This window comes from Mycobacterium sp. NGS62, from assembly GCF_059812285.1.
This window is the reverse complement of the sequence record NZ_JCALCK010000003.1, coordinates 144,719-162,629: the sequence shown is the minus strand read 5'-3', so window position 1 is coordinate 162,629 and position 17,911 is coordinate 144,719. Positions and strand designations below refer to the sequence as shown.

The 17,911-nt window shown below is 66.0% G+C and carries 19 protein-coding genes; 10 read left to right on the top strand and 9 right to left on the bottom strand.

Annotated elements, in window-relative coordinates:
- The first annotated feature begins 12 nt into the window (after positions 1-12).
- Complete coding sequence (gene gnd, locus AC5Y49_RS10145; RefSeq protein WP_499886608.1) at positions 13-1,041, top strand: phosphogluconate dehydrogenase (NAD(+)-dependent, decarboxylating); 1,029 nt, start codon at positions 13-15, stop codon at positions 1,039-1,041.
- Here the strand turns inward: gnd and AC5Y49_RS10140 are convergent.
- Positions 1,038-1,886, bottom strand: coding sequence for an alpha/beta fold hydrolase (locus tag AC5Y49_RS10140; RefSeq protein ID WP_499886606.1), 849 nt, complete (start codon positions 1,884-1,886; stop codon positions 1,038-1,040). The genes gnd and AC5Y49_RS10140 overlap by 4 nt on opposite strands.
- Positions 1,887-1,973: 87 nt before the next feature.
- Here AC5Y49_RS10140 and AC5Y49_RS10135 point away from each other — a divergent pair, with 87 nt between their 5' ends.
- The 4 genes from AC5Y49_RS10135 to AC5Y49_RS10120 all read left to right on the top strand — a co-directional run bounded on the left by AC5Y49_RS10135 (position 1,974) and on the right by AC5Y49_RS10120 (position 4,578).
- Positions 1,974-2,447 (top strand): VOC family protein, encoded by a 474-nt coding sequence (locus AC5Y49_RS10135; protein WP_499886604.1) that lies wholly within the window; start codon positions 1,974-1,976, stop codon positions 2,445-2,447.
- Positions 2,448-2,501: 54 nt separating this feature from the next.
- The gene (locus AC5Y49_RS10130) at positions 2,502-3,068 is read left to right on the top strand and encodes an Rv1363c family protein (RefSeq protein WP_499886603.1); all 567 of its coding nucleotides are present in this window, start codon (positions 2,502-2,504) and stop codon (positions 3,066-3,068) included.
- Positions 3,065-3,586, top strand: a complete 522-nt coding sequence (locus AC5Y49_RS10125; protein ID WP_499886601.1) for a hypothetical protein — start codon at positions 3,065-3,067, stop codon at positions 3,584-3,586. Before AC5Y49_RS10130 ends, AC5Y49_RS10125 begins: the two co-directional genes overlap by 4 nt.
- A 92-nt stretch (positions 3,587-3,678) precedes the next feature.
- Positions 3,679-4,578, top strand: coding sequence for an alpha/beta fold hydrolase (locus AC5Y49_RS10120; RefSeq protein WP_499886599.1), 900 nt, complete (start codon positions 3,679-3,681; stop codon positions 4,576-4,578).
- 10 nt (positions 4,579-4,588) lie between these two features.
- On the opposite strand, the gene AC5Y49_RS10115 is transcribed toward AC5Y49_RS10120, so the two are convergent.
- The gene (locus tag AC5Y49_RS10115) at positions 4,589-5,953 is read right to left on the bottom strand and encodes an HNH endonuclease signature motif containing protein (protein WP_499886597.1); all 1,365 of its coding nucleotides are present in this window, start codon (positions 5,951-5,953) and stop codon (positions 4,589-4,591) included.
- 105 nt (positions 5,954-6,058) lie between these two features.
- Here AC5Y49_RS10115 and AC5Y49_RS10110 point away from each other — a divergent pair, with 105 nt between their 5' ends.
- A complete protein-coding gene (locus AC5Y49_RS10110) occupies positions 6,059-7,297 on the top strand; it encodes a WS/DGAT domain-containing protein (RefSeq protein WP_499886595.1) in 1,239 nt (412 codons plus the stop codon).
- Position 7,298: 1 nt separating this feature from the next.
- Here AC5Y49_RS10110 and AC5Y49_RS10105 read toward each other — a convergent pair whose 3' ends face one another.
- From AC5Y49_RS10105 to AC5Y49_RS10095, 3 genes are read right to left on the bottom strand one after another with little or no spacing between them, the layout of a single operon-like run.
- A complete protein-coding gene (locus tag AC5Y49_RS10105; RefSeq protein ID WP_499886593.1) occupies positions 7,299-7,904 on the bottom strand; it encodes a MarR family transcriptional regulator in 606 nt (201 codons plus the stop codon).
- Positions 7,901-9,406 carry a pyruvate, phosphate dikinase gene (locus tag AC5Y49_RS10100; protein WP_499886591.1) on the bottom strand — a complete coding sequence of 502 codons (1,506 nt, stop codon included), beginning with the start codon at positions 9,404-9,406 and terminating at the stop codon, positions 7,901-7,903. The genes AC5Y49_RS10105 and AC5Y49_RS10100 overlap by 4 nt, the downstream gene beginning before the upstream one ends.
- Before the next feature lie 2 nt (positions 9,407-9,408).
- A complete protein-coding gene (locus tag AC5Y49_RS10095; RefSeq protein WP_499887233.1) occupies positions 9,409-10,011 on the bottom strand; it encodes an NADPH-dependent F420 reductase in 603 nt (200 codons plus the stop codon).
- Between the two features lie 80 nt (positions 10,012-10,091).
- Here AC5Y49_RS10095 and AC5Y49_RS10090 point away from each other — a divergent pair, with 80 nt between their 5' ends.
- The gene (locus AC5Y49_RS10090; protein ID WP_499886589.1) at positions 10,092-10,598 is read left to right on the top strand and encodes a DoxX family protein; all 507 of its coding nucleotides are present in this window, start codon (positions 10,092-10,094) and stop codon (positions 10,596-10,598) included.
- Here AC5Y49_RS10090 and AC5Y49_RS10085 read toward each other — a convergent pair.
- Both AC5Y49_RS10085 and AC5Y49_RS10080 read right to left on the bottom strand, forming a co-directional pair.
- Positions 10,582-11,955: a flavin monoamine oxidase family protein gene (locus AC5Y49_RS10085; RefSeq protein WP_499886587.1), complete on the bottom strand. Its 1,374-nt coding sequence runs from the start codon at positions 11,953-11,955 to the stop codon at positions 10,582-10,584. The two genes, AC5Y49_RS10090 and AC5Y49_RS10085, sit on opposite strands and share 17 nt — an antisense overlap.
- 46 nt (positions 11,956-12,001) lie before the next feature.
- Positions 12,002-13,405, bottom strand: a complete 1,404-nt coding sequence (locus AC5Y49_RS10080; protein ID WP_499887231.1) for a short-chain fatty acyl-CoA regulator family protein — start codon at positions 13,403-13,405, stop codon at positions 12,002-12,004.
- Between the two features lie 127 nt (positions 13,406-13,532).
- Between AC5Y49_RS10080 and prpD the strand changes: the two genes are divergently transcribed.
- Genes prpD through AC5Y49_RS10065 form a run of 3 tightly spaced genes read left to right on the top strand, consistent with a single transcriptional unit; the run spans position 13,533 to position 17,103 of the window.
- Positions 13,533-15,038, top strand: coding sequence for a 2-methylcitrate dehydratase PrpD (prpD, locus tag AC5Y49_RS10075; RefSeq protein WP_499886585.1), 1,506 nt, complete (start codon positions 13,533-13,535; stop codon positions 15,036-15,038).
- Positions 15,035-15,937: a methylisocitrate lyase gene (gene prpB / locus AC5Y49_RS10070; RefSeq protein ID WP_499886584.1), complete on the top strand. Its 903-nt coding sequence runs from the start codon at positions 15,035-15,037 to the stop codon at positions 15,935-15,937. Before prpD ends, prpB begins: the two co-directional genes overlap by 4 nt.
- Positions 15,934-17,103, top strand: a complete 1,170-nt coding sequence (locus AC5Y49_RS10065) for a bifunctional 2-methylcitrate synthase/citrate synthase (RefSeq protein WP_499886582.1) — start codon at positions 15,934-15,936, stop codon at positions 17,101-17,103. Before prpB ends, AC5Y49_RS10065 begins: the two co-directional genes overlap by 4 nt.
- Here the strand turns inward: AC5Y49_RS10065 and AC5Y49_RS10060 are convergent.
- Entirely contained in the window at positions 17,049-17,390 is a 342-nt protein-coding gene (locus tag AC5Y49_RS10060) for a thiol-disulfide oxidoreductase DCC family protein (RefSeq protein ID WP_499886580.1), read from the bottom strand. The genes AC5Y49_RS10065 and AC5Y49_RS10060 overlap by 55 nt on opposite strands.
- Complete coding sequence (locus AC5Y49_RS10055; protein WP_499886578.1) at positions 17,302-17,850, bottom strand: hypothetical protein; 549 nt, start codon at positions 17,848-17,850, stop codon at positions 17,302-17,304. Before AC5Y49_RS10055 ends, AC5Y49_RS10060 begins: the two co-directional genes overlap by 89 nt.
- Positions 17,851-17,911: the final 61 nt, after the last annotated feature.

Here is a 17,911-nt window from a genome sequence, read left to right as displayed (position 1 = left end):
GAACGGACGAAAATGCAGCTAGGGATGATCGGCCTGGGCCGAATGGGCGCCAATATCGTCCGCCGCCTGGTCAAAGACGGACATGAATGCGTGGTCTATGACCACAACCCCGATGCGGTCAAAGCGATGGCCGGCGAAGACAACACCACCGGGGTGTCGTCGTTGTCCGAGCTGGCCGAGAAGCTCGCGGCGCCGCGCGTGGTCTGGGTGATGGTGCCGGCCGGCGACATCACCACCGGGGTGATCATCGAGCTGGCCAATACCCTCGCCGAGGGCGACATCGTCATCGACGGCGGCAACTCCTATTACCGCGACGACATGCGGCACGCAAAAGCCTTGTCCGAGAAAGGCATACGCCTGCTGGACTGCGGCACGAGCGGTGGCGTGTGGGGTCGGGAACGAGGCTACTGTCTGATGATCGGCGGTGACGCCGACGCGGTCGCTCACGCCGAGCCGATCTTCGCCGCGGTGGCGCCCGGGGTGGAAGCGGCACCGCGCACGCCGGGTCGTGACGGCGAGGTCGCTCAGTCAGAGAAGGGCTATTTGCACTGCGGGCCTTCGGGCGCGGGGCACTTCGTCAAGATGGTGCACAACGGCATCGAGTACGGGATGATGGCCTCGCTGGCCGAAGGGCTGAACATCCTGCGCAACGCCGACATCGGTACTCGGATGAAAAAGGGCGAGGGCGACGCAGAGACCGCACCGCTGACCAATCCCGAGTTCTACCAATATGACATCGACATCCCCGAGGTCACCGAACTCTGGCGACGCGGCAGCGTGATCGAATCATGGCTGCTGGATTTGACCGCGATTGCGCTGCACGAGGCTCCCGACCTCAAAGAGTTCACTGGTCACGTCTCCGACTCCGGGGAGGGCCGTTGGACCTCCATCGCGGCGATCGACGAAGGGGTGCCCGCGCCGGTGCTGACCTCAGCGCTGTATTCCCGCTTCGCTTCCCGCCGCCTCGACGAGTTCGCCGATAAGGCGCTGTCGGCGATGCGCAAGCAGTTCGGCGGGCACGACGAGAAGTCCGGCACCTAGCGTTTGGCGAACTGCACCACGACGTCGCTGAAGGCGTCGTTGTCGTCGCCGGCTGCGGTATGGCCGGCTCCGGTCAGTTCGACGAACTCCGCGCTGGGCACTGTCGCCAGGAAGTGCTGCACCCCTTCCGGACTGACCACATCGGACAATTTTCCGCGGATCAACAACACCGGAATCGTCAAGGATGCGGCGGCGTGCTCGAACTTCTCGGTGCGCAATTGCGGATCGTCGCCGGGCTTGGTCATGAACGCCGGATCCCAATGCCAGTACCAGCGGCCATCACGCAGCCGCAGGTTCTTCTTCAAGCCCTCCGGACTGCGCGGCTTGGTCCGATGCGGCAGATACGCGGCAACGGCGTCCGCGGCCTCTTCGAGTGAGCCGAACCCATCGAGACCGCTGAACATGAAGTCTCGGATGCGTGCGCTGCCGTTCTTCTCGAACCGCGGCACGACGTCGACCAGCACCAACCCCGTTACCCGGTCAGCTCCGGCTTGATCCGCGACCAGGATGCCGGTCAACCCGCCCATGCTCGCGCCGATCAGCGCCACCGGACGGCCAATGGCATCGAGGACCTGCATGACGTCCGCTGTCAAGGTGTCGACGTCGTAGTCGGCGTCGGGAGACCGGTCGCTGTCGCCGTGCCCGCGGCTATCGATCGCGACGACGTGAAATCCCTCGTCGGCGAGGACTTGACCGGTGCCCTTCCAGGAAAACCGATTCTGGCCGCCGCCGTGCAGCATCAGAATCGTCGGCCGGTCGGTTGGCGCGTCGCGGTTCCACTCGTCGGCCACCAGGGTGATGCCGTCGACGCCGGAGTACTTGACAGTGCGCGGTGTGCTGCTCACCGTGCTGACGTTACCCAGGCCGGATTGCCCGATGAGTTTCGGTCGTCGCCCGGGTCAGACAGGAGGAAATCGACGATAGGAGGCACCATGCCGGCGATCACGCCGTCGCTGTGGTTCGACAACGACCTCGAGGAGGCCGCCGAGTTCTACACCTCGATCTTTCCGAACTCGCACATCGAGGAGCTCAGCCGCTATACCGATGCCGGGCCCGGCGAGCCGGGCGCGGTGATGACAGGCATCTTCGTGCTGGATGGCACCCGCTTCATCGCCATCAATGGCGGTCCGCATTTTCGGTTCACCGAAGCGGTGTCGTTCACCGTCGAGTGCAGCGACCAAGAGGAGGTCGACTACTACTGGGGTCGGCTGACCGATGGCGGAGAAGAGTCGCAGTGCGGCTGGCTCAAGGACCGCTACGGGCTGAGTTGGCAGATCGTCCCCCGGCGGCTCCCGGAGTTGATCGGTGATCCCGACCCCCTGCGTGCGGCCGCGGCCACCAAGGCGATGCTCGGCATGCGCAAAATCATCGTTGCCGACGTGGAAAATGCTGTCGCACAGGCCTGAGCGGCGGCACTGCTCGACGTGATCGCTTCGACGCAGGCACGTAGGTTGGACAGTATGGCCTGGCCCGATGCTGCCACCTCTGACGAGAAGCCCGACGAAGAATCAGCTGCCGAGCAAGCGCCGCCGATGACGAGTCCGATCGCGGTTCAGCGGACAGCGCTGGTCGCCGGGCTGATCGGGGTGGCGGTGTTGGCGGCGCTGGTGGGTTGGCTGGGGTTCCGTGCTTACGAGTCGCACGAAGCCGAAGTACACCGCGACCTGTTCGTACAAGCCGCACGGCGGGGCGCGGTCAACCTCACCACGCTCGACTACGAGCATGCCGACGCCGAGACGCAGCGGATCCTGGGGTCAGCGACGGGCAGCTTTTACGCCAACTTCCCGCAGCGGTGGCGGCCATTCCTCGACTTCGTCAAGCAAAACCGGGCGACGTTGGCGGGCACCGTGGCCGAAGCCGGCCTGGAGTCGCAGACCGGCGACGCGGGTCAGGTGCTGGTGGCGGTGGAAGTGAGGTCGACGACTCCGGGCGGCAGCCAGCACGAGGCACAGCTCTGGCGGCTGCGGATCACTGTGCAGAAGATGGGCGACGAGGCCAAGCTGTCCAACGTCGCATTCGTATCATGACCCGACCGGAATCTGGCCGGCACGAGACCGCGGTTGACACGAAAGCGCATGTACTGGTTTACGGTGTCCTTCCGGGTTTGGCATTGCTGCTCGCAGTAGCGGCGGCGCTGCTGAAATGGCAGGACTCGTCGGCCCGCGATACCGACCTCGCTCGCATTCAATCAGTCCGGGCCGCAAAGGAATCTGCGGTCGCCCTGCTGTCGTTTCGGCCCGACACCGTCGAGAAGGACGTGGAGGCCGCGCGGAGTCGCCTGACCGACCCCTTTCGTGAGACCTACCTGCAGGTGACGCGGGAGGTGCTTGTTCCCAACGCAAAAGAACAACAGGTGTCGGCGTCTGCCACTGTGCCCGCTGCGGCATCGGTATCGGCGACCGACAACCGTGCGGTGGTTTTGGTGTTCGTCGACCAGACCGTCACTGTCGGCAGCTCGCCGCCGTCCGAGGCCGCGACGGGTATCCGGGCCACCCTGGACAAAGTCGGCGAGCGCTGGCTGATCGCTGGGTGGGACACCATCTGACGCGACCTGATCGGCATACCGCGGGGGTGTGAGCGATACTCGTCAGGCGGGAACCGCCGCACGAGCCGCAGTCGACACGAGAAGGATCGGTGATGACTGGACCGCGCTGGATCGACACGCACGCCCCTGAGGTCGAGCTGAAAGCGCTGACCTGGGGACCGCCCGAAGGCCCGATTGCACTGTGCCTTCACGGTTTTCCCGATACTGCCTACGGCTGGCGCAAATTCGCTCCGCAGTTGGCCGACTCGGGTTGGCGGGTGGTGGCGCCCTTCATGCGTGGCTATGCGCCCTCGTCGATACCGGCCGACGGCAGTTATCACATCGGCGCGCTGATGCACGATGCACTGCAGGTGCGGGCGGCGATCGGCGGCACCGACCGCGATGTGGTGATCGGCCACGACTGGGGCGCCATCGCCGCGACTGGCTTGGCCGCGATGCCAGACAGCCCGTTCGCCAAGGCGGTGATCATGTCCGTGCCGCTGTCGGCGGGCTTCCGCCCGCCGGGTGTGGTCGATCAGCTGCGGGTCGTCCGCGAGCTTCCGGCCCAGCTGCTGCGCAGTTGGTACATCATGTACTTCCAAACACCTTGGCTGCCTGAACGTTCCGCTTCCTGGATAGTGCCACGGCTGTGGCGGCGGTGGTCACCGGGTTATGACGCCGAGGAGGATCTGCGCCACGTCGACGCCGCGATCGGGACACCGGAGAGCTGGCGTGCCGCATTGGGGCCGTACCGGGCGACGATCCGCAACACGCGGCCACCGGCGCGGTATGCCGAATTGCACCGGCATTGGACGTCAGCGCCCAAACTGCCAAGCCTCTACCTGCACGGCCACGACGACGGTTGTTTCGCACCGACTTTCGCGCACTGGACGGGGAAGGTGCTTCCCGCGGGCAGCGACGTGGCGATCGTCGAACACGCCGGGCATTTCCTACAGCTCGAACAACCGGAGAATGTTGCCGACTTGGTGCTGGCCTTCATCGGGTCGGCGTAGAGCGACGAAGCTAGGGCACCTCGTCGTCATCTTCACGCAGGAGCCGTTCGGGGTGGTGGTAGTTGTTGGTCCTGGGTTGGCCGTGGTCGAGGTGGGGCGGCGGGATCCATTCGGTGTCGCCGTTTTTGAGTGTGCGGGTTTTCCAGCCGCCGGAGGTGACCAGTTTGTGGTGCGGCCCGCAGGCCAGGGTGAGATCGTCGATGTCGGTTTCCCGGCACCGAGCGAAGTCGGTGACGTGATGGACTTCGGTGAGGTAGCCGGGCACATCGCAGTTGGGGAACGTACAGCCGCGGTCTTTCGCGTAGAGCACGATGCGCTGACCGGGTGAGGCCAACCGCTTGGCGTGGTAGAGCCCGATCGCCTTGCCGTTGTCGAAAATCGACAGGTAGTGGTGCGCATGCGATGCCAGCCGAATCACATCACTCATCGGCAGCAGGGTGCCGCCGCCGGTGAGGGCTTTGCCGGCGCCGGCTTCGAGTTCGGCCAGGGTGGTGGACACGATGATGGTGGCCGGTAGCCCGTTGTGTTGGCCCAGCTTTCCGGAAGCCAACAGCGCGCGCCCGGCAGCATTGAGCGCGTCGTGGTTGCGTTGGCCAGTAGTGCGGGTGTCGCCCTGGATGGCTTCCTGCGACGGTGTGCCGCCGAGGCACGGCGTGGAATCCTCCGGGTTGCACATGCCCGGGGCGGCCAGTTTGGCCAGCACGGCATCCAGGGTGGCGCGGGCCTCCGGCGTCAGTAGCCCGCTGATCTTCGACATGCCGTCGAGGTCTTGTTTGCCCAGGATCAGGCTGCGCCGCCGGGCGCGATCGTTGTCGGAAAAATCGCCGTCGGGGTTGAGGCAGTCGGTGAGTCGGTCGGCGAGCTTGTGCAAGTCGTCGGGGCGATGTTCGCCGGCCAGCTGGGCTAGGTGGGCTTCGGCGCGCTGGCGGGTTTCCACGTCCACCGCGTCGGGCAGCCGGTGATAAAAGCTGCGGATCACCGCCACATGGCCGGCCCCGATGGCCCCGCTGCGCTGGGCGGCGGCGGTGGCGGGCAGCAGTGGCTCGAGCGGTTCGCCGGTGAGCGCGCGGCGTGGTCCGAGGTCGGCGGCCTCACCGATGCGCCGGGCGGCGTCGGCGCGGGTGATGCCCAACCGTTCGGCTAGCGCAAACCCCAGCTTGCCGCCCAGTTCGGCTTCGTCGGCCTGCTCGCTGAGCTGGTTGATCAGCGGATGCTCGACGGCGGGCAGTTGGCGGCGCAGCATCTCACACCGCTGCAGCATGGTCAGCCGCTCGGGCGCGGTCAGGCCGTCAAAGCACAGGTCCAAGGCCCGTTTGAGGTATGTCGCCAGCCCGTCGAAGACCTCATCGATCTCTTCCCGGCTATCCGAACGCATGTTCGAATTCTATCGACGGGGTACGACGCGGCGCTAGCGCCAAAAGCGCGACCTGTGGACCAGGCGCGAACTGTGGATAAACCACACAGCCCTAGTGTTGTACTCATGTCGACCCGGATGGCGGCAGTCGACGCGCAGTTCTACTGGATGTCGGCCAAGATTCCCAACGACCAGTTTCTGCTCTACGCATTCGACGGCCAACCCGCTGATGTCGAGCGCCTCGCCGACGAACTGCGCCATCGCGCCCAGGCCTGTCCGGCCTTGGCGATGCGCGTCGAGGACGGATCCGCGCTCACCTACCCGCAGTGGGTGCCGATGGCCGTCGAGCCAGCCCACACGCTCTGCCACAAACTGCACGACAACAGCTGGCGCGGCTGTCTGGACGCGGTGGTACGGCTCGCCGACGACCAGCTGGATGCTCGCCGAACACCCTGGCGGCTACACCTTTTCACGCCGGTGCACGACATCCCCGGCAGCACCGGCCCGGGCGCCGTCGCGGTCCTGCAGGTCGCACATGCGCTGGCCGACGGTGGCCGCACCGCGGCGCTGGCCGGCTGGCTGTTCGGTCGCCACGCCGCTGTGCCCGACGTCGCCGCGTCCTCGCCGGGTTTCCTGCCGTGGCGTGCCGTGGTGGCGGCCCGTGCCCACCGCAAGCTGACCCAGGACAGGCAGGCCGGACTATTTGAGCCGCCGGTCGGATCTCGGCCGGTGCTGAGCACCAACGCCCACCCGACGGGATCCCGCACGGTACGAACACTGGTGCGCGACCGTTCCCAATTGCCCGGCCCCACGGTCACCGTCGCGGTGTTGGCCGCCGTGTCCACGGCGCTGTCCGAACATCTGGGCACGGCAGCCGACGCGTTGGGTGCCGAGGTGCCGATGGCCAAGCCCGGTGCGCGACAGGCGCATAACCATTTCCGAAACGTCGCGGTCGGGCTGTACCCGGGACTGCCCCGCGAGGCTCGAGCAGAGCGGATCGTTGCCGAGTTGGCCGATGCCCGCCGTCGTGCCGAGCATCCGGCGGCACGCGCCGCCGACCGGGCATTCGCGGCGGTTCCCGCACCGCTGTTGCGTTGGGGCGTCGCCCAGTTCGACGCCGATGCGCGGCCCACCGAAGTATCCGGGAACACCGTGGTGTCCAGCGTCTACCGTGGACATGCTGACCTGCGCTTGGGAGGTGCACCCGTGTTGTTGACTGCCGGATACCCGGCGCTGTCACCGGCGATGGGTCTCACCCACGGTGTGCACGGTATCGGCGATACCATCGCGATCAGCGTCCACGCGGCAGAATCGGCGCTCGCCGACATCGATGCCTATCTGCAGCGATTGGATGCCGCGTTGTAACTCACTGGGCCTCACCGGATTTAGCCTCCGCCTCGCGGGTTCGACCGGCCGCGACGATCAGCTCCTCGTGCAGCTCGAACCACACGGTGTGGTAGGAGTCGATGAGCGGTCGAGAAAGCCAGATGTTCTCCCCGGCCTGGACTTTGTCCAGCGCCGCCTGCAGCTTGGCCGAATAGCTGCTCAGTCGCGGCAGCTGTGCGCCGGCCGCGGCAATGACTGGCAGCACCTGTTGATGCACACGATCCAGGCGGGCCACGATCGCCGCGTCATAGGTGGCATCGTCGTGAGTATTTGGTTCTCCGGCTCTGACTTGCCAATCGGTGACCAACGCCTTGAATTCGGTGTTGACCGCCCGGAATTCGTCGTAGGCAGCCGCCAGCGCGGCAGCATCGATACCGGCACGCTCCTCGGCCAACAGTTCGCTAAGCCTTGCGCGTCCGTCGGTGCTGATCCGCAAAGTCGTCCCGGCGATCAGCAGGCCGGATTGGGTCAGTCGCTCGACGGTATCGGCGAGTTCGGCTGGATCTGCACTCAATGTTGCGCCCAGGTCGGCGGGGCTTATCCGGCCTTTTAGGCGAACCGCTTGCAGCACAGCCAATTCGCTCATGTCTGACCGCCGTCGCTGCGTCGCAGCTCGGTCAGCATCGTGATCAGTGGGCTCTCGCCGCCGGCAGGCCCGCGCAGGGAAGTGAAACGCCGTGCGATCTCGGACAACTCGCGCAGCTCCGGCGTGTCGTTCTCCGACCACACCGCGAGTTCGAGGGTGCCGTCGCGCACTTCGCCCTCAGTGCCGTCGACGGTGATCAATTTGCCCGCCAACGAATCGGAGATTCCGTCGCCACAGCCGACCACGGCGACCCGACCGAGTTCGCGGCTGACCACTGCTGCGTGGCTGGTAGCCCCGCCGGTTTCGGTGACGACCCCGCGAGCGACCAGTATGCCGTGCACATCATCGGGACTGGTGTGGCTGCGCACCAGGATGACGTCTTCGCCTCGCTCGGCGGCATCTACCGCCTCGTCGACGTCGGTATAGGCCCGACCGGCTGCCACTCCCGGGCAGGCGGGCAATCCCTTGGCTAAAAGTGGTGCAGCCAAGCGGGTTTCGGGCTGCAGTGCCGGTCGGAGCAGCGCCTCGACGTGAGCCGGGGTGACGCGGCGCAGGGTCTCAGCGTCGTCGATCAGGCCGTCGGCCCGCAGGCGCAGTGCCAGCCGCACCGCGGCCTGTGCCGATCGCTTGGCGGCCCGGGTCTGCAGCAGCCACAGTCTGCCGCTCTCGACGGTGAATTCGATCTCCTGGACGTCGGCAGTGAGCCGCTCCAGCGTGCCGGCAGCAGCGGTCAACTCGGCATAGATGTCCGGTTGCTGCTCGCGCAGTTCGGTGATCGGGTGGACGTCGACGGTTCCTGACACCACATCGTCGCCTTGGCCGCCGACCAGCCACTCACCGAACTCCTCGTCGGCACCAGTCGTCGGGTTGCGCGAAAACATCACGCCGGCACCGGAATTAGTGTCGAGGTTGCCGAACACCATCGCCTGCACAACCGCCGCGGTGCCGCCCTGGTTGTCCAAGCCGTGGTGAGCACGGTAGGCCACGGCGCGCGGTGAGTTCCACGACGCAAACACCGCCTCGATCGCCGCACGCAACTGCGAGTACGGGTCTTCGGGCACCGCATCGGCGACGATGCGCTGATACCAGCGGGTGAACCGGAGCCGCGTATCACGGGCGAAAGCCGCTCCACCCCACTGGGCCAGCGCCTCTTCGGTGGCGTCGCACATGCCCACATCCAGCACCGTGTCCATCATTCCCGGCATCGACAGAGCCGCACCGGAACGCACGCTGACCAGCAGCGGACGCGGTCCCCGTCCGAAGGTGCGCGACGTTGCGGCCTCCAACTCGCGCAGCTCCGCGAGCACGTTGTCCCACATCGCGGCCATCGTCGACTCGGGCGCCGCCAGGTACCGGGCGCCCACCTCGGTGGTGATGCAGAACGCCGGCGGCACCGGCAAATCGTGCCGGCGCATGGTGTTGATGCCGAACCCCTTGTGGCCCAAGAGTTCGGGCGGGTGATTCCCGTCGCCGTCGAGGGACAGTACCGCTTTGCCTGACATCGTCAGGACTGGCCGCGCAGCAGACCGAAGCCGAAGTTGGCGCCGAATCCCCGGCGCAGTGCCAAGTGAATCCACAGCAGCGCGTAGGGCTCCAGCAGCCGCGCCACCCGCAAGTCTCCGGCGTCCACGGCCTCAAAGCCCAGCTCGACGACCAGCCCGGCGGCCATCGACTTGGCCTGGTCCTCGTCGCCGCAAATGAACATCACCGGTTGACCGGAAAGTTGCGGCCCGTCCATCAGTGCCGCGCCGATCTGATTCATCGCTTTGCAGACCCGAGCGCCGGGCGCCCAGAATGCGACCTGTTCGGCGCCGGAGCTGGTGAGGCCGACCTCGAGCGCGGTGAAGTCGGGGCTGAGCGGGTTGGTGCAATCTATGAGGACTTTGCCGCCCAAGTCGCCGCAGCTCTGTACGGCCAGCTGAGTGCCCTGCCATGGCGTGCACAGCACCACGACATCGGCTGCGGCTACAGCGGATTCGTTGGCCGAGATCGCACCGAGCGACTCGTACTTGGGATCGTCGGGGTCGCGCACTCCGAATGTGACGTCGTGGCCGCGGTTCCGCCACGCCGTGCCCAGGGCGCGCCCGACGTTGCCGGCGCCAATGATCGCGATCTTGATGTCAGCTCCTTGCGTTGTTGGCGGGTGGCAGGATACTTCTGCCTACCCGATGATCTAGGTTGGCGTCTATGACTGCCTATGATGTCGGTTTACTGATTCTGCGGCTGGTGCTGGGGCTGACGCTGGCCGCCCATGGTTACAACAAGTTCTTCGGCGGCGGCCGCATCCCGGGAACCGCGCGCTGGTTCTCGAGCATCGGCATGAAGGCCGGCAGATTCCAGGCCCTGGTCGCGGCCAGCACCGAGATGGCCGCCGGCCTGGGACTCGCCGCCGGGTTGCTCACTCCCATCCCTGCCGCCGGCTTTGTGGCGCTGATGTTCGTCGCCGCCTGGACGGTACACCGGCCGCACGGGTTCTTCATCATCAACGAAGGCTGGGAGTACGTCATGGTGCTCGCGGTCGGCGCCGTCACGGTGGCCACCGTGGGCCCCGGCCAGTACAGCCTGGATTGGCTGCTCCTCGGGAACTCATTCGGCGGCTGGACCGGCCTGCTGATCTCGGTGCTGCTGGGACTGGGCGGGGCCATCGGCCAGCTGTTGATCTTTTACCGGCGGCCGGTCAAGCAGGAGCAGTAGCGGCTGTCGCCTCGAGTGCCAGCACTTCGCTCGCGGCGCGCTCACCGGACCGAACGGCCCCGTCAACCCACCCGCACATGACGGCGGAGCTCTCCGTGCCGGCCCAATGGATGCGGCCGCAGGGCTCGCGCAGGGCGGGACCGAATTCGGTCAATACGCCGGTAGGTGCGTGGCTGATCATGCCGCCGCCGGAATAGCGCTCGAGGGTCCAGTTCTGCTCGTGGTAGCCGACGGGTGAGCCCGCCTTGGGGCCGAACCGGTCGACGAGCTCACGCACGACGGCCGTTTTGCGCGCCGCCTCGTCGAGCCGGGTCAGCTGACGCGCGGCACGGCCCTCGGTGATGACGCACATGACCCCTGGCGTCCCGGTATCGGTGCAGGCGTCGATGGTCAACGTGGCCAGCGAGCCGGGCGCCGCGGATTGGCCGGTGAGGCCCTCGGCGCGCCAAAACGGCTCGTCGTAGCTGACCGAAATCTTGACGATTGCGCCGCCGGGCATCCGCTGGTGAAGAAAGGATCGTTCCATCGGCAGCATCGGCTCGTAGACGATCTGGCTTGCGATGGCCAGCGGAACGGTCACGATCACCCGCCGCGCGCGGACGCGCAGGTCATCGGATCCCACGATCACCCCATCGGCGTCCTGCGTGATCCGCCGTACCGGCTGCGAGCAGCGCAGCGCATCGCCGAGTTCGGCGGCCACTGGGCGGTAGACGGCGCCCATCCCACCGACTGGTCGGGCATCCTGGGAGCCATTCTTGTTGGAGACGACAAAGTCCGGCCCACCGCCCGAGGCCATCTGGTACAGCATCCACAGCATCGACACCTCCGATGCGGCCGAGGTGTAGGGGCCGGCCAGCGCCATGTCCAGCATGTCGCGGGCCTGCGCCGACCACAGGTTCTTGTCGAGCCATGCGGCCAGACTGATCTGATCCCACTCGGCGGCCTTCCTGGCCTCCCAGGGAGCTTGCAGCGGAATCGATCTGCACATCTGGCGTACTTTGAGCAACCCGACCCCGAGGTTGGTGGTGGCCCACGGGCTCACCGTCCAAGGGATCGTGCCGGCGTAGCGATGTTGCTTGCCGTCAATGATCATCATCGACTCGCCGTCGACGTACTGCTTGTATTCCGGAACGCCGAATTCGTTCATCAGCGCATAGATTCGAGTCTGGCCGGGCCCGATCCAGGCGCCGCCGCGATCGATCCACGTCCCGTCCGGAAGGTCCTCGGTGTAGGTGCGTCCGCCGACCCGGTCGCGAGCCTCCAGCACCGCCACCGAGCGTCCGGCCTGTGTCAGCCGCAGCGCGGCCGTCAAACCGGCGAATCCCGCACCTACGACGCAATAGTCGACATCCGGCACCAGCAGCAAGCTACACCGGTGGGGGTCCCGCCGGAGCGAAAAGTGGTCAAACACTCGGCGAATAAGGCAGGCTGCTGCCGGTGTTCTCGTCGACCGCAACGTGGCCACCGAGATAGGGAAACGCGCGCTGCGCGCATGCGGCGCGATTGCAGATCTTGCAGCCTGCCCCGATGGGTACCGCGGTGCCCGGGTCGTCGAGAGCGACGCCGGTGGAGTAGACCAGCTTGTCGGCATGGCCCAGGTCGCAGCCCAATCCGATCGCGAAACTGGTGTGCTGGCCGAGATAACCGCGGCCTTCCGGGGCGGTGGTCTTGGCGATCCAGAAATACGAGCGGCCATCGGGCATCTGCGCCACTTGGGTGACGATCCGGCCCGGCTGGGCGAACGCGTCGTGCACCACCCACAGCGGGCAGCTGCCGCCGACTCGGCTGAAGTGAAAAGCGGTGGCCGACTGGCGTTTCGAGATGTTGCCGGCCTTGTCGGTGCGCACGAAGATGAACGGTACCCCGCGCGACGCCGGGCGCTGCAACGTCGAGAGTCGATGGCAGACGGTCTCGAAGCCCACCTCGAAGCGGCGGCCCAACAAGTCGATGTCATAACGCAGTTCGTCGGCGGCCCGTTGAAATTCACGATACGGCAGTAGAAACGCGCCCGCGAAGTAATTGGCCAGTCCTATCCGGGCGACGCCACGCGCCTCGACGCTGAGTTGGTCGTCGGTGGCCAGGATGCTCGAGATCAGCTCCGACTGGCTGACCAGCGCCAGCTGGGTGGCGATTTGGAACGCACGCTGGCCTGGCATCAGCCACTGGGCGACCCGAAGCACCCGGGTGGCCGGATCGAAGGAGCGCTTGGTGGTTTCGGGCAGATCAGCATCGACGACAACGGTGATGCCGAACTGGTCGGCCATCAGCATCGGCAGCTGAATGTCCAGCCCTCCGACGCGCATCTGGTTCTCGGCGAAGAGCCGTTCGGCCGCGACGTCGAGATTACCGATGTAATTGTTGCGGTCGTAGAAGAAATCACGCACCTCCTCGAACGGCATCGGCCGCTCGGGCGGCAGTGACGTCTCGGTGGTCGCGCGGGAGCGATAGGCCTCCACTTCGTCGGTGGCGTCGCGCAAACGACGGTGCACGGCCACCAGACTGCGGCCGACTTCGGGCATTCGCGAGACCAGTTCCTCGACCTGCGCCCGGCTGACGTGTTCGGCGGTAGTCGCCGTGAAAACGTCGGAAAGGTCGGCAACCAGCCGCGCGTCGGAGTCGGGGGAGAAATAGTTCGTCGGCAGGTCGAAGCGCTCGGTGAGCGCGAGCAGCACCGGCACCGTGATCGGCCGCTGGTCGTTCTCCAACTGGTTGACGTAGCTGGTGGACAGATCCAGGGTGCGGGCCAACGCCGCTTGCGTGAGCCCTCGGTCTTCACGCAACCGCCGCAGCCGGGGGCCGGAAAACATCTTCGCCACGTTGACACCGTACTCCCGGGTCTATTCGCAATGTTCGCAATTGGCACCGGTACGGGTTGCAAAATTATGCATGTACAGGGTCTTTCGCTCTCGGCTGGCGTTGCATAGTGTGCGGATCATGGACATTCATCCGGTCCGGACGCGGCGCAGTGCCGACAAGTTTCCGCAGCGCGACCACCTGGCGTACAAGATCGCCGAGGTGGCCGCCGATCCCGTCGGCGTCGATCCGCAGACCGAGGCGATGGTGCTCAACCGGATCATCGACGACGCGGCGGTCAGCGCCGCCTCGGTGGTGCGGCGACCGGTCACGGTGGCTCGGCTGCAGGCGGTGGCACACCGGGCCCGACCCGGCGCCGCGGTTTTCGGTGTGGAGGGAACGTATTCGGCGGAGTGGGCGGCCTGGGCCAATGGTGTCGCGGTGCGCGAACTCGATTTCCACGACACGTTCCTGGCCGCCGAGTACTCCCATCCCGGTGACAACATCCCACCGCTAGTGGCGGTCGCCCAGCAACTTGGGGTGCGCGGAGCCGATTTGATTCGCGGCCTGGCCACCGCCTACGAGATCCAGGTCGATTTGGTCCGCGGAATCTGCCTGCACGAGCACAAGATTGACCATGTCGCGCACCTGGGCCCGTCGGTGGCCGCCGGCCTCGGCACTATGTTGCGGCTCGACGTCGACACCATCTACCAAGCGATCGGCCAAGCGCTGCACCTGACCACGGCGACCCGGCAGTCCCGCAAGGGATCGATCTCCAGCTGGAAGGCGTTCGCGCCGGCGCACGCCGGCAAGGTGGCGATCGAGGCCGTCGACCGGGCGATGCGGGGCGAGGGTTCGCCGGCCCCGATCTGGGAGGGTGAAGACGGCGTCATCGCTTGGCTACTTTCGGGTCCCGAGCACACCTATCAAGTTCCACTGCCCGCGCCCGGGGAACCCAAGCGCGCGATTCTGGACAGCTTCACCAAGGAGCACTCTGCCGAGTATCAGAGCCAGGCGCCGATCGACCTGGCCCGGCGGCTGCGCGACCGCATTGGTGATCTCAGCCAGGTGGCATCGGTCGTGCTGCACACCAGTCACCACACTCACGTTGTGATCGGCACGGGATCCGGCGACCCGCAGAAGTTCGACCCGGACGCATCGCGGGAAACGCTCGATCACTCGCTGCCCTACATCTTCGCGGTGGCGCTCCAGGACGGCAGCTGGGACCACGAACAGTCCTACACACCCGAGCGGGCCCACCGGCCCGACACCATCGAGCTGTGGCGCAAGGTTTCCACCGTCGAAGATCCTGAGTGGACCCGCCGCTACCACTCGACCGACCCTGCCGAGAAGGCGTTCGGGGCGCGAGCCGAAGTCACGCTGAAAAGCGGTGAGGTGATCAGCGACGAGCTGGCGGTTGCCGATGCGCATCCGCTGGGTGCGCGGCCGTTCGGGCGAGACGAGTACGTCGCTAAATTCCGCCGGCTCGCGGAAGGCGTGGTCAAACCGGCTGAACAGCAACGGTTCTTGTCGACGGTCGACGGCCTCGCCGAGATGAAAACCGGCACGCTGGGAGCATTGAACGTACTGGTGGATCCGCAGGTGCTGGACAAGGCGCCAACAGTGTCGTCGGGAATCTTCCGGTGAACGGGTTGATGGGTGCGGCCTCCAGCGCCGCCGCCAAGCGGATGACCTTCCGGGCAGGATTGAATTCCGGTAGGTTGCAACGCTTTCCAGGTGCCTTCTCGCCGTTGGTGGCCAAACTGATCGCCGAGATCGGTTTTGACGGCGTGTACGTGTCCGGCGCCGCGCTGTCGGCCGACCTGGGACTGCCGGACATCGGTCTGACGACCTTGTCGGAGGTGGCCGCTCGCGGAGCGCAGATCGCCGCGGCCACCGACCTGCCCACGCTGATCGATGCCGACACGGGATTCGGCGAACCTCTCAATGCCGCGCGTACCGTCACGATGCTGGAAGACGCCGGGCTGGCCGGCTGCCATCTCGAGGACCAAGTGAACCCCAAGCGCTGCGGGCACCTGGACGGCAAGGACGTCGTACCCACTGTTGAGATGGTCCAGCGGATCCGCGCGGCGGTAGCGGCTCGGCGTGACCCGAACTTCGTCGTCTGCGCTCGCACCGACGCCGCGGGTGTCGAGGGCGTTCCCGCCGCGATCGAGCGCGCCCGTGCCTACGCCGACGCCGGGGCCGATCTGATCTTCACCGAGGCGTTGACAGCGACGGCGGAGTTCGAACGGTTCCGCACCGCGCTGGACGTGCCGTTGCTGGCCAACATGACCGAGTTCGGCAAGTCGCCGCTGCTGAGCGTGCGGCAGCTTTCCGACATCGGCTACAACGTCGTCCTCTACCCGGTCACAACGCTGCGGCTGGCGATGTTCGCAGTCGAGCAGGGACTGCGCGAAATCGACTCCACCGGAACCCAATCCGGACTGCTCGAGCACATGCAGCACCGCAGCAGGCTTTATGAGTTGCTGCGCTACGCCGACTACACCCAGTTCGATACCGACATCGCGGGAGGCAATCGATGATTCACAAGGGACTGGCCGGCGTCATTGTCGACACCACGGCGATCTCCAAAGTAGTGCCGGAGACCAACTCGCTGACTTACCGGGGCTATCCGGTGCAGGACCTGTCCGCGCACTGCAGTTTCGAGCAGGTCGCCTACCTGCTGTGGCACGGCGAACTGCCGACCGACGCCGAGTTGGCGTTGTTCTGCCAACGCGAACGCGCGGGCCGCCGGCTGAACCGCTCGATGCTGTCGCTGTTGGCCAAGTTGCCGGACAACTGCCATCCGATGGACGTGGTACGCACCACGATCAGTTATCTGGGCGCCGAGGACCCCGACGAGGACGACAGCGCTGAATCGGCGAACTACGCCAAGGCGCTGCGGATGTTCGCGGTATTGCCGACGATCGTGGCCGCCGACATGCGTCGCCGGCGTGGCCTGGCGCCGATCGCACCACACAGTCAGCTCGGGTATGCGGAGAACTTTCTGCGGATGTGCTTCGGCGAGGCGCCGGCCCCCTTAGAACCCGTGGCCGTTGCCGCGTTCGAACAGTCGATGATCCTTTACGCCGAGCACGGCTTCAACGCCTCGACGTTCGCCGCCCGGGTGGTCACCTCGACCCAGTCCGACATCTATAGCGCGGTCACCGCGGCGATCGGGGCGCTCAAAGGCCGACTGCACGGCGGCGCCAACGAAGCCGTCATGCACGACATGCTCGAAATCGGCTGCGCCGGCAACGCAATACCATGGTTGCACGGCAAGCTTTCCCGCAAAGAGAAGATCATGGGATTCGGTCATCGCGTCTACAAGAGCGGCGATTCCCGGGTGCCGACAATGAAAGACGCGCTGGCTCGGGTCGCCGCGGTCAGTGGCGGACAGCGCTGGCTGGACATCTACAGCATTCTGGAAAGCGAGATGTTCAGCGCAAGCGGAATCAAGCCCAATCTCGACTTCCCGACCGGTCCGGCGTACTACCTGATGGGCTTCGACATCCCGATGTTCACACCGCTGTTCGTGATGAGCCGGATCACCGGCTGGACGGCCCACATCATCGAGCAAGCCGGTTCCAATGCGCTGATCCGTCCGCTCAGCGAGTACTCCGGCCGTCCGCAGCGTGCGCTGGCCGGCGGGCATCAGCAACTGGCGGGATGTGATTCGCAATGCGGTGTTGTGCCGGGGAATCGATAGCGGTGCGCAACGACCCACCGGTAGATCGCGTCTTCGAGGTGGCGAATACCGGGCAGGCGGTAGAGCAGTAGCGGCAGCCTGCTGCCAAGCCCCGTCGACACCGCCGCGTTCATCGCCTCCGCGCCGGAGTAAACCGTTCCCGACTCGCCTTGCCACCGGGCCGAATCCAGCAGCTGCGATGGCGGAACGCCCAGTCGCTCAGCGACTCCCGGGCCCTGCAGTGGTTCGGTCCGCAGGCCTCCGGTCCGATTGAGCTTCAGGATCGACTCCACCGCTCTGGTGCACATTCCGCATTTGCCGTCGAAGAACAGGGTTCCTGGCATTGTTCACCTCCTGCACGCCGACGATCCCGAAGACGATGCCCGTGCCGATTTCGGCCAGAGCAGACAACCACGAGAACCACGTTACGTTGAGGTGCGGCGCCGAGATGAAGCTGTCCTGATAACCCGGCAGAAAGGTCGGCAACACATGCGCATAGGTGAACCCCACTGCGCTTCCGAACCCGACCGCGATCGCGGCCAGCGGTGCACGAGGGCGATTCATCGCCACCATCGCGATTGCCAGCACGACGAACAGCCCCTGCACCATGCCGGCGGCCATGATGAACGGGGGTGAAGCGGACATGCCGCGAAGCAGATGGTCGACGCCGTGTATCGAAAAGCCGAGCGCGAATGCGAGTGCGGCGCAAGGCAGGTACCGAACCGCGTCGTCTCGTTGCTGCTGGATCTGTTCGACCATCACGATCACCGTCCGTCGGCCTGCTCACCCTCCGTTCTACTACTACGGACAGTAGTAGTCAAGAACCGGA

Bases quoted from the DNA above. Each gene is read 5' to 3' on its own strand.
- AC5Y49_RS10105 (WP_499886593.1), bottom strand. From the start codon at position 7,904: ATGAGCGAATTGGCTGTGCTGCAAGCGGTTCGCCTAAAAGGCCGGATA.
- AC5Y49_RS10090 (WP_499886589.1), top strand. From the start codon at position 10,092: ATGACTGCCTATGATGTCGGTTTACTGATTCTGCGGCTGGTGCTGGGG.
- AC5Y49_RS10065 (WP_499886582.1), top strand. From the start codon at position 15,934: ATGATTCACAAGGGACTGGCCGGCGTCATTGTCGACACCACGGCGATC.
- AC5Y49_RS10080 (WP_499887231.1), bottom strand. From the start codon at position 13,405: ATGTTTTCCGGCCCCCGGCTGCGGCGGTTGCGTGAAGACCGAGGGCTC.
- AC5Y49_RS10125 (WP_499886601.1), top strand. From the start codon at position 3,065: ATGACCCGACCGGAATCTGGCCGGCACGAGACCGCGGTTGACACGAAA.
- AC5Y49_RS10130 (WP_499886603.1), top strand. From the start codon at position 2,502: ATGGCCTGGCCCGATGCTGCCACCTCTGACGAGAAGCCCGACGAAGAA.
- AC5Y49_RS10110 (WP_499886595.1), top strand. From the start codon at position 6,059: ATGTCGACCCGGATGGCGGCAGTCGACGCGCAGTTCTACTGGATGTCG.
- AC5Y49_RS10120 (WP_499886599.1), top strand. From the start codon at position 3,679: ATGACTGGACCGCGCTGGATCGACACGCACGCCCCTGAGGTCGAGCTG.
- AC5Y49_RS10135 (WP_499886604.1), top strand. From the start codon at position 1,974: ATGCCGGCGATCACGCCGTCGCTGTGGTTCGACAACGACCTCGAGGAG.
- prpD (WP_499886585.1), top strand. From the start codon at position 13,533: ATGGACATTCATCCGGTCCGGACGCGGCGCAGTGCCGACAAGTTTCCG.
- AC5Y49_RS10115 (WP_499886597.1), bottom strand. From the start codon at position 5,953: ATGCGTTCGGATAGCCGGGAAGAGATCGATGAGGTCTTCGACGGGCTG.
- AC5Y49_RS10100 (WP_499886591.1), bottom strand. From the start codon at position 9,406: ATGTCAGGCAAAGCGGTACTGTCCCTCGACGGCGACGGGAATCACCCG.
- AC5Y49_RS10060 (WP_499886580.1), bottom strand. From the start codon at position 17,390: ATGTGCACCAGAGCGGTGGAGTCGATCCTGAAGCTCAATCGGACCGGA.
- gnd (WP_499886608.1), top strand. From the start codon at position 13: ATGCAGCTAGGGATGATCGGCCTGGGCCGAATGGGCGCCAATATCGTC.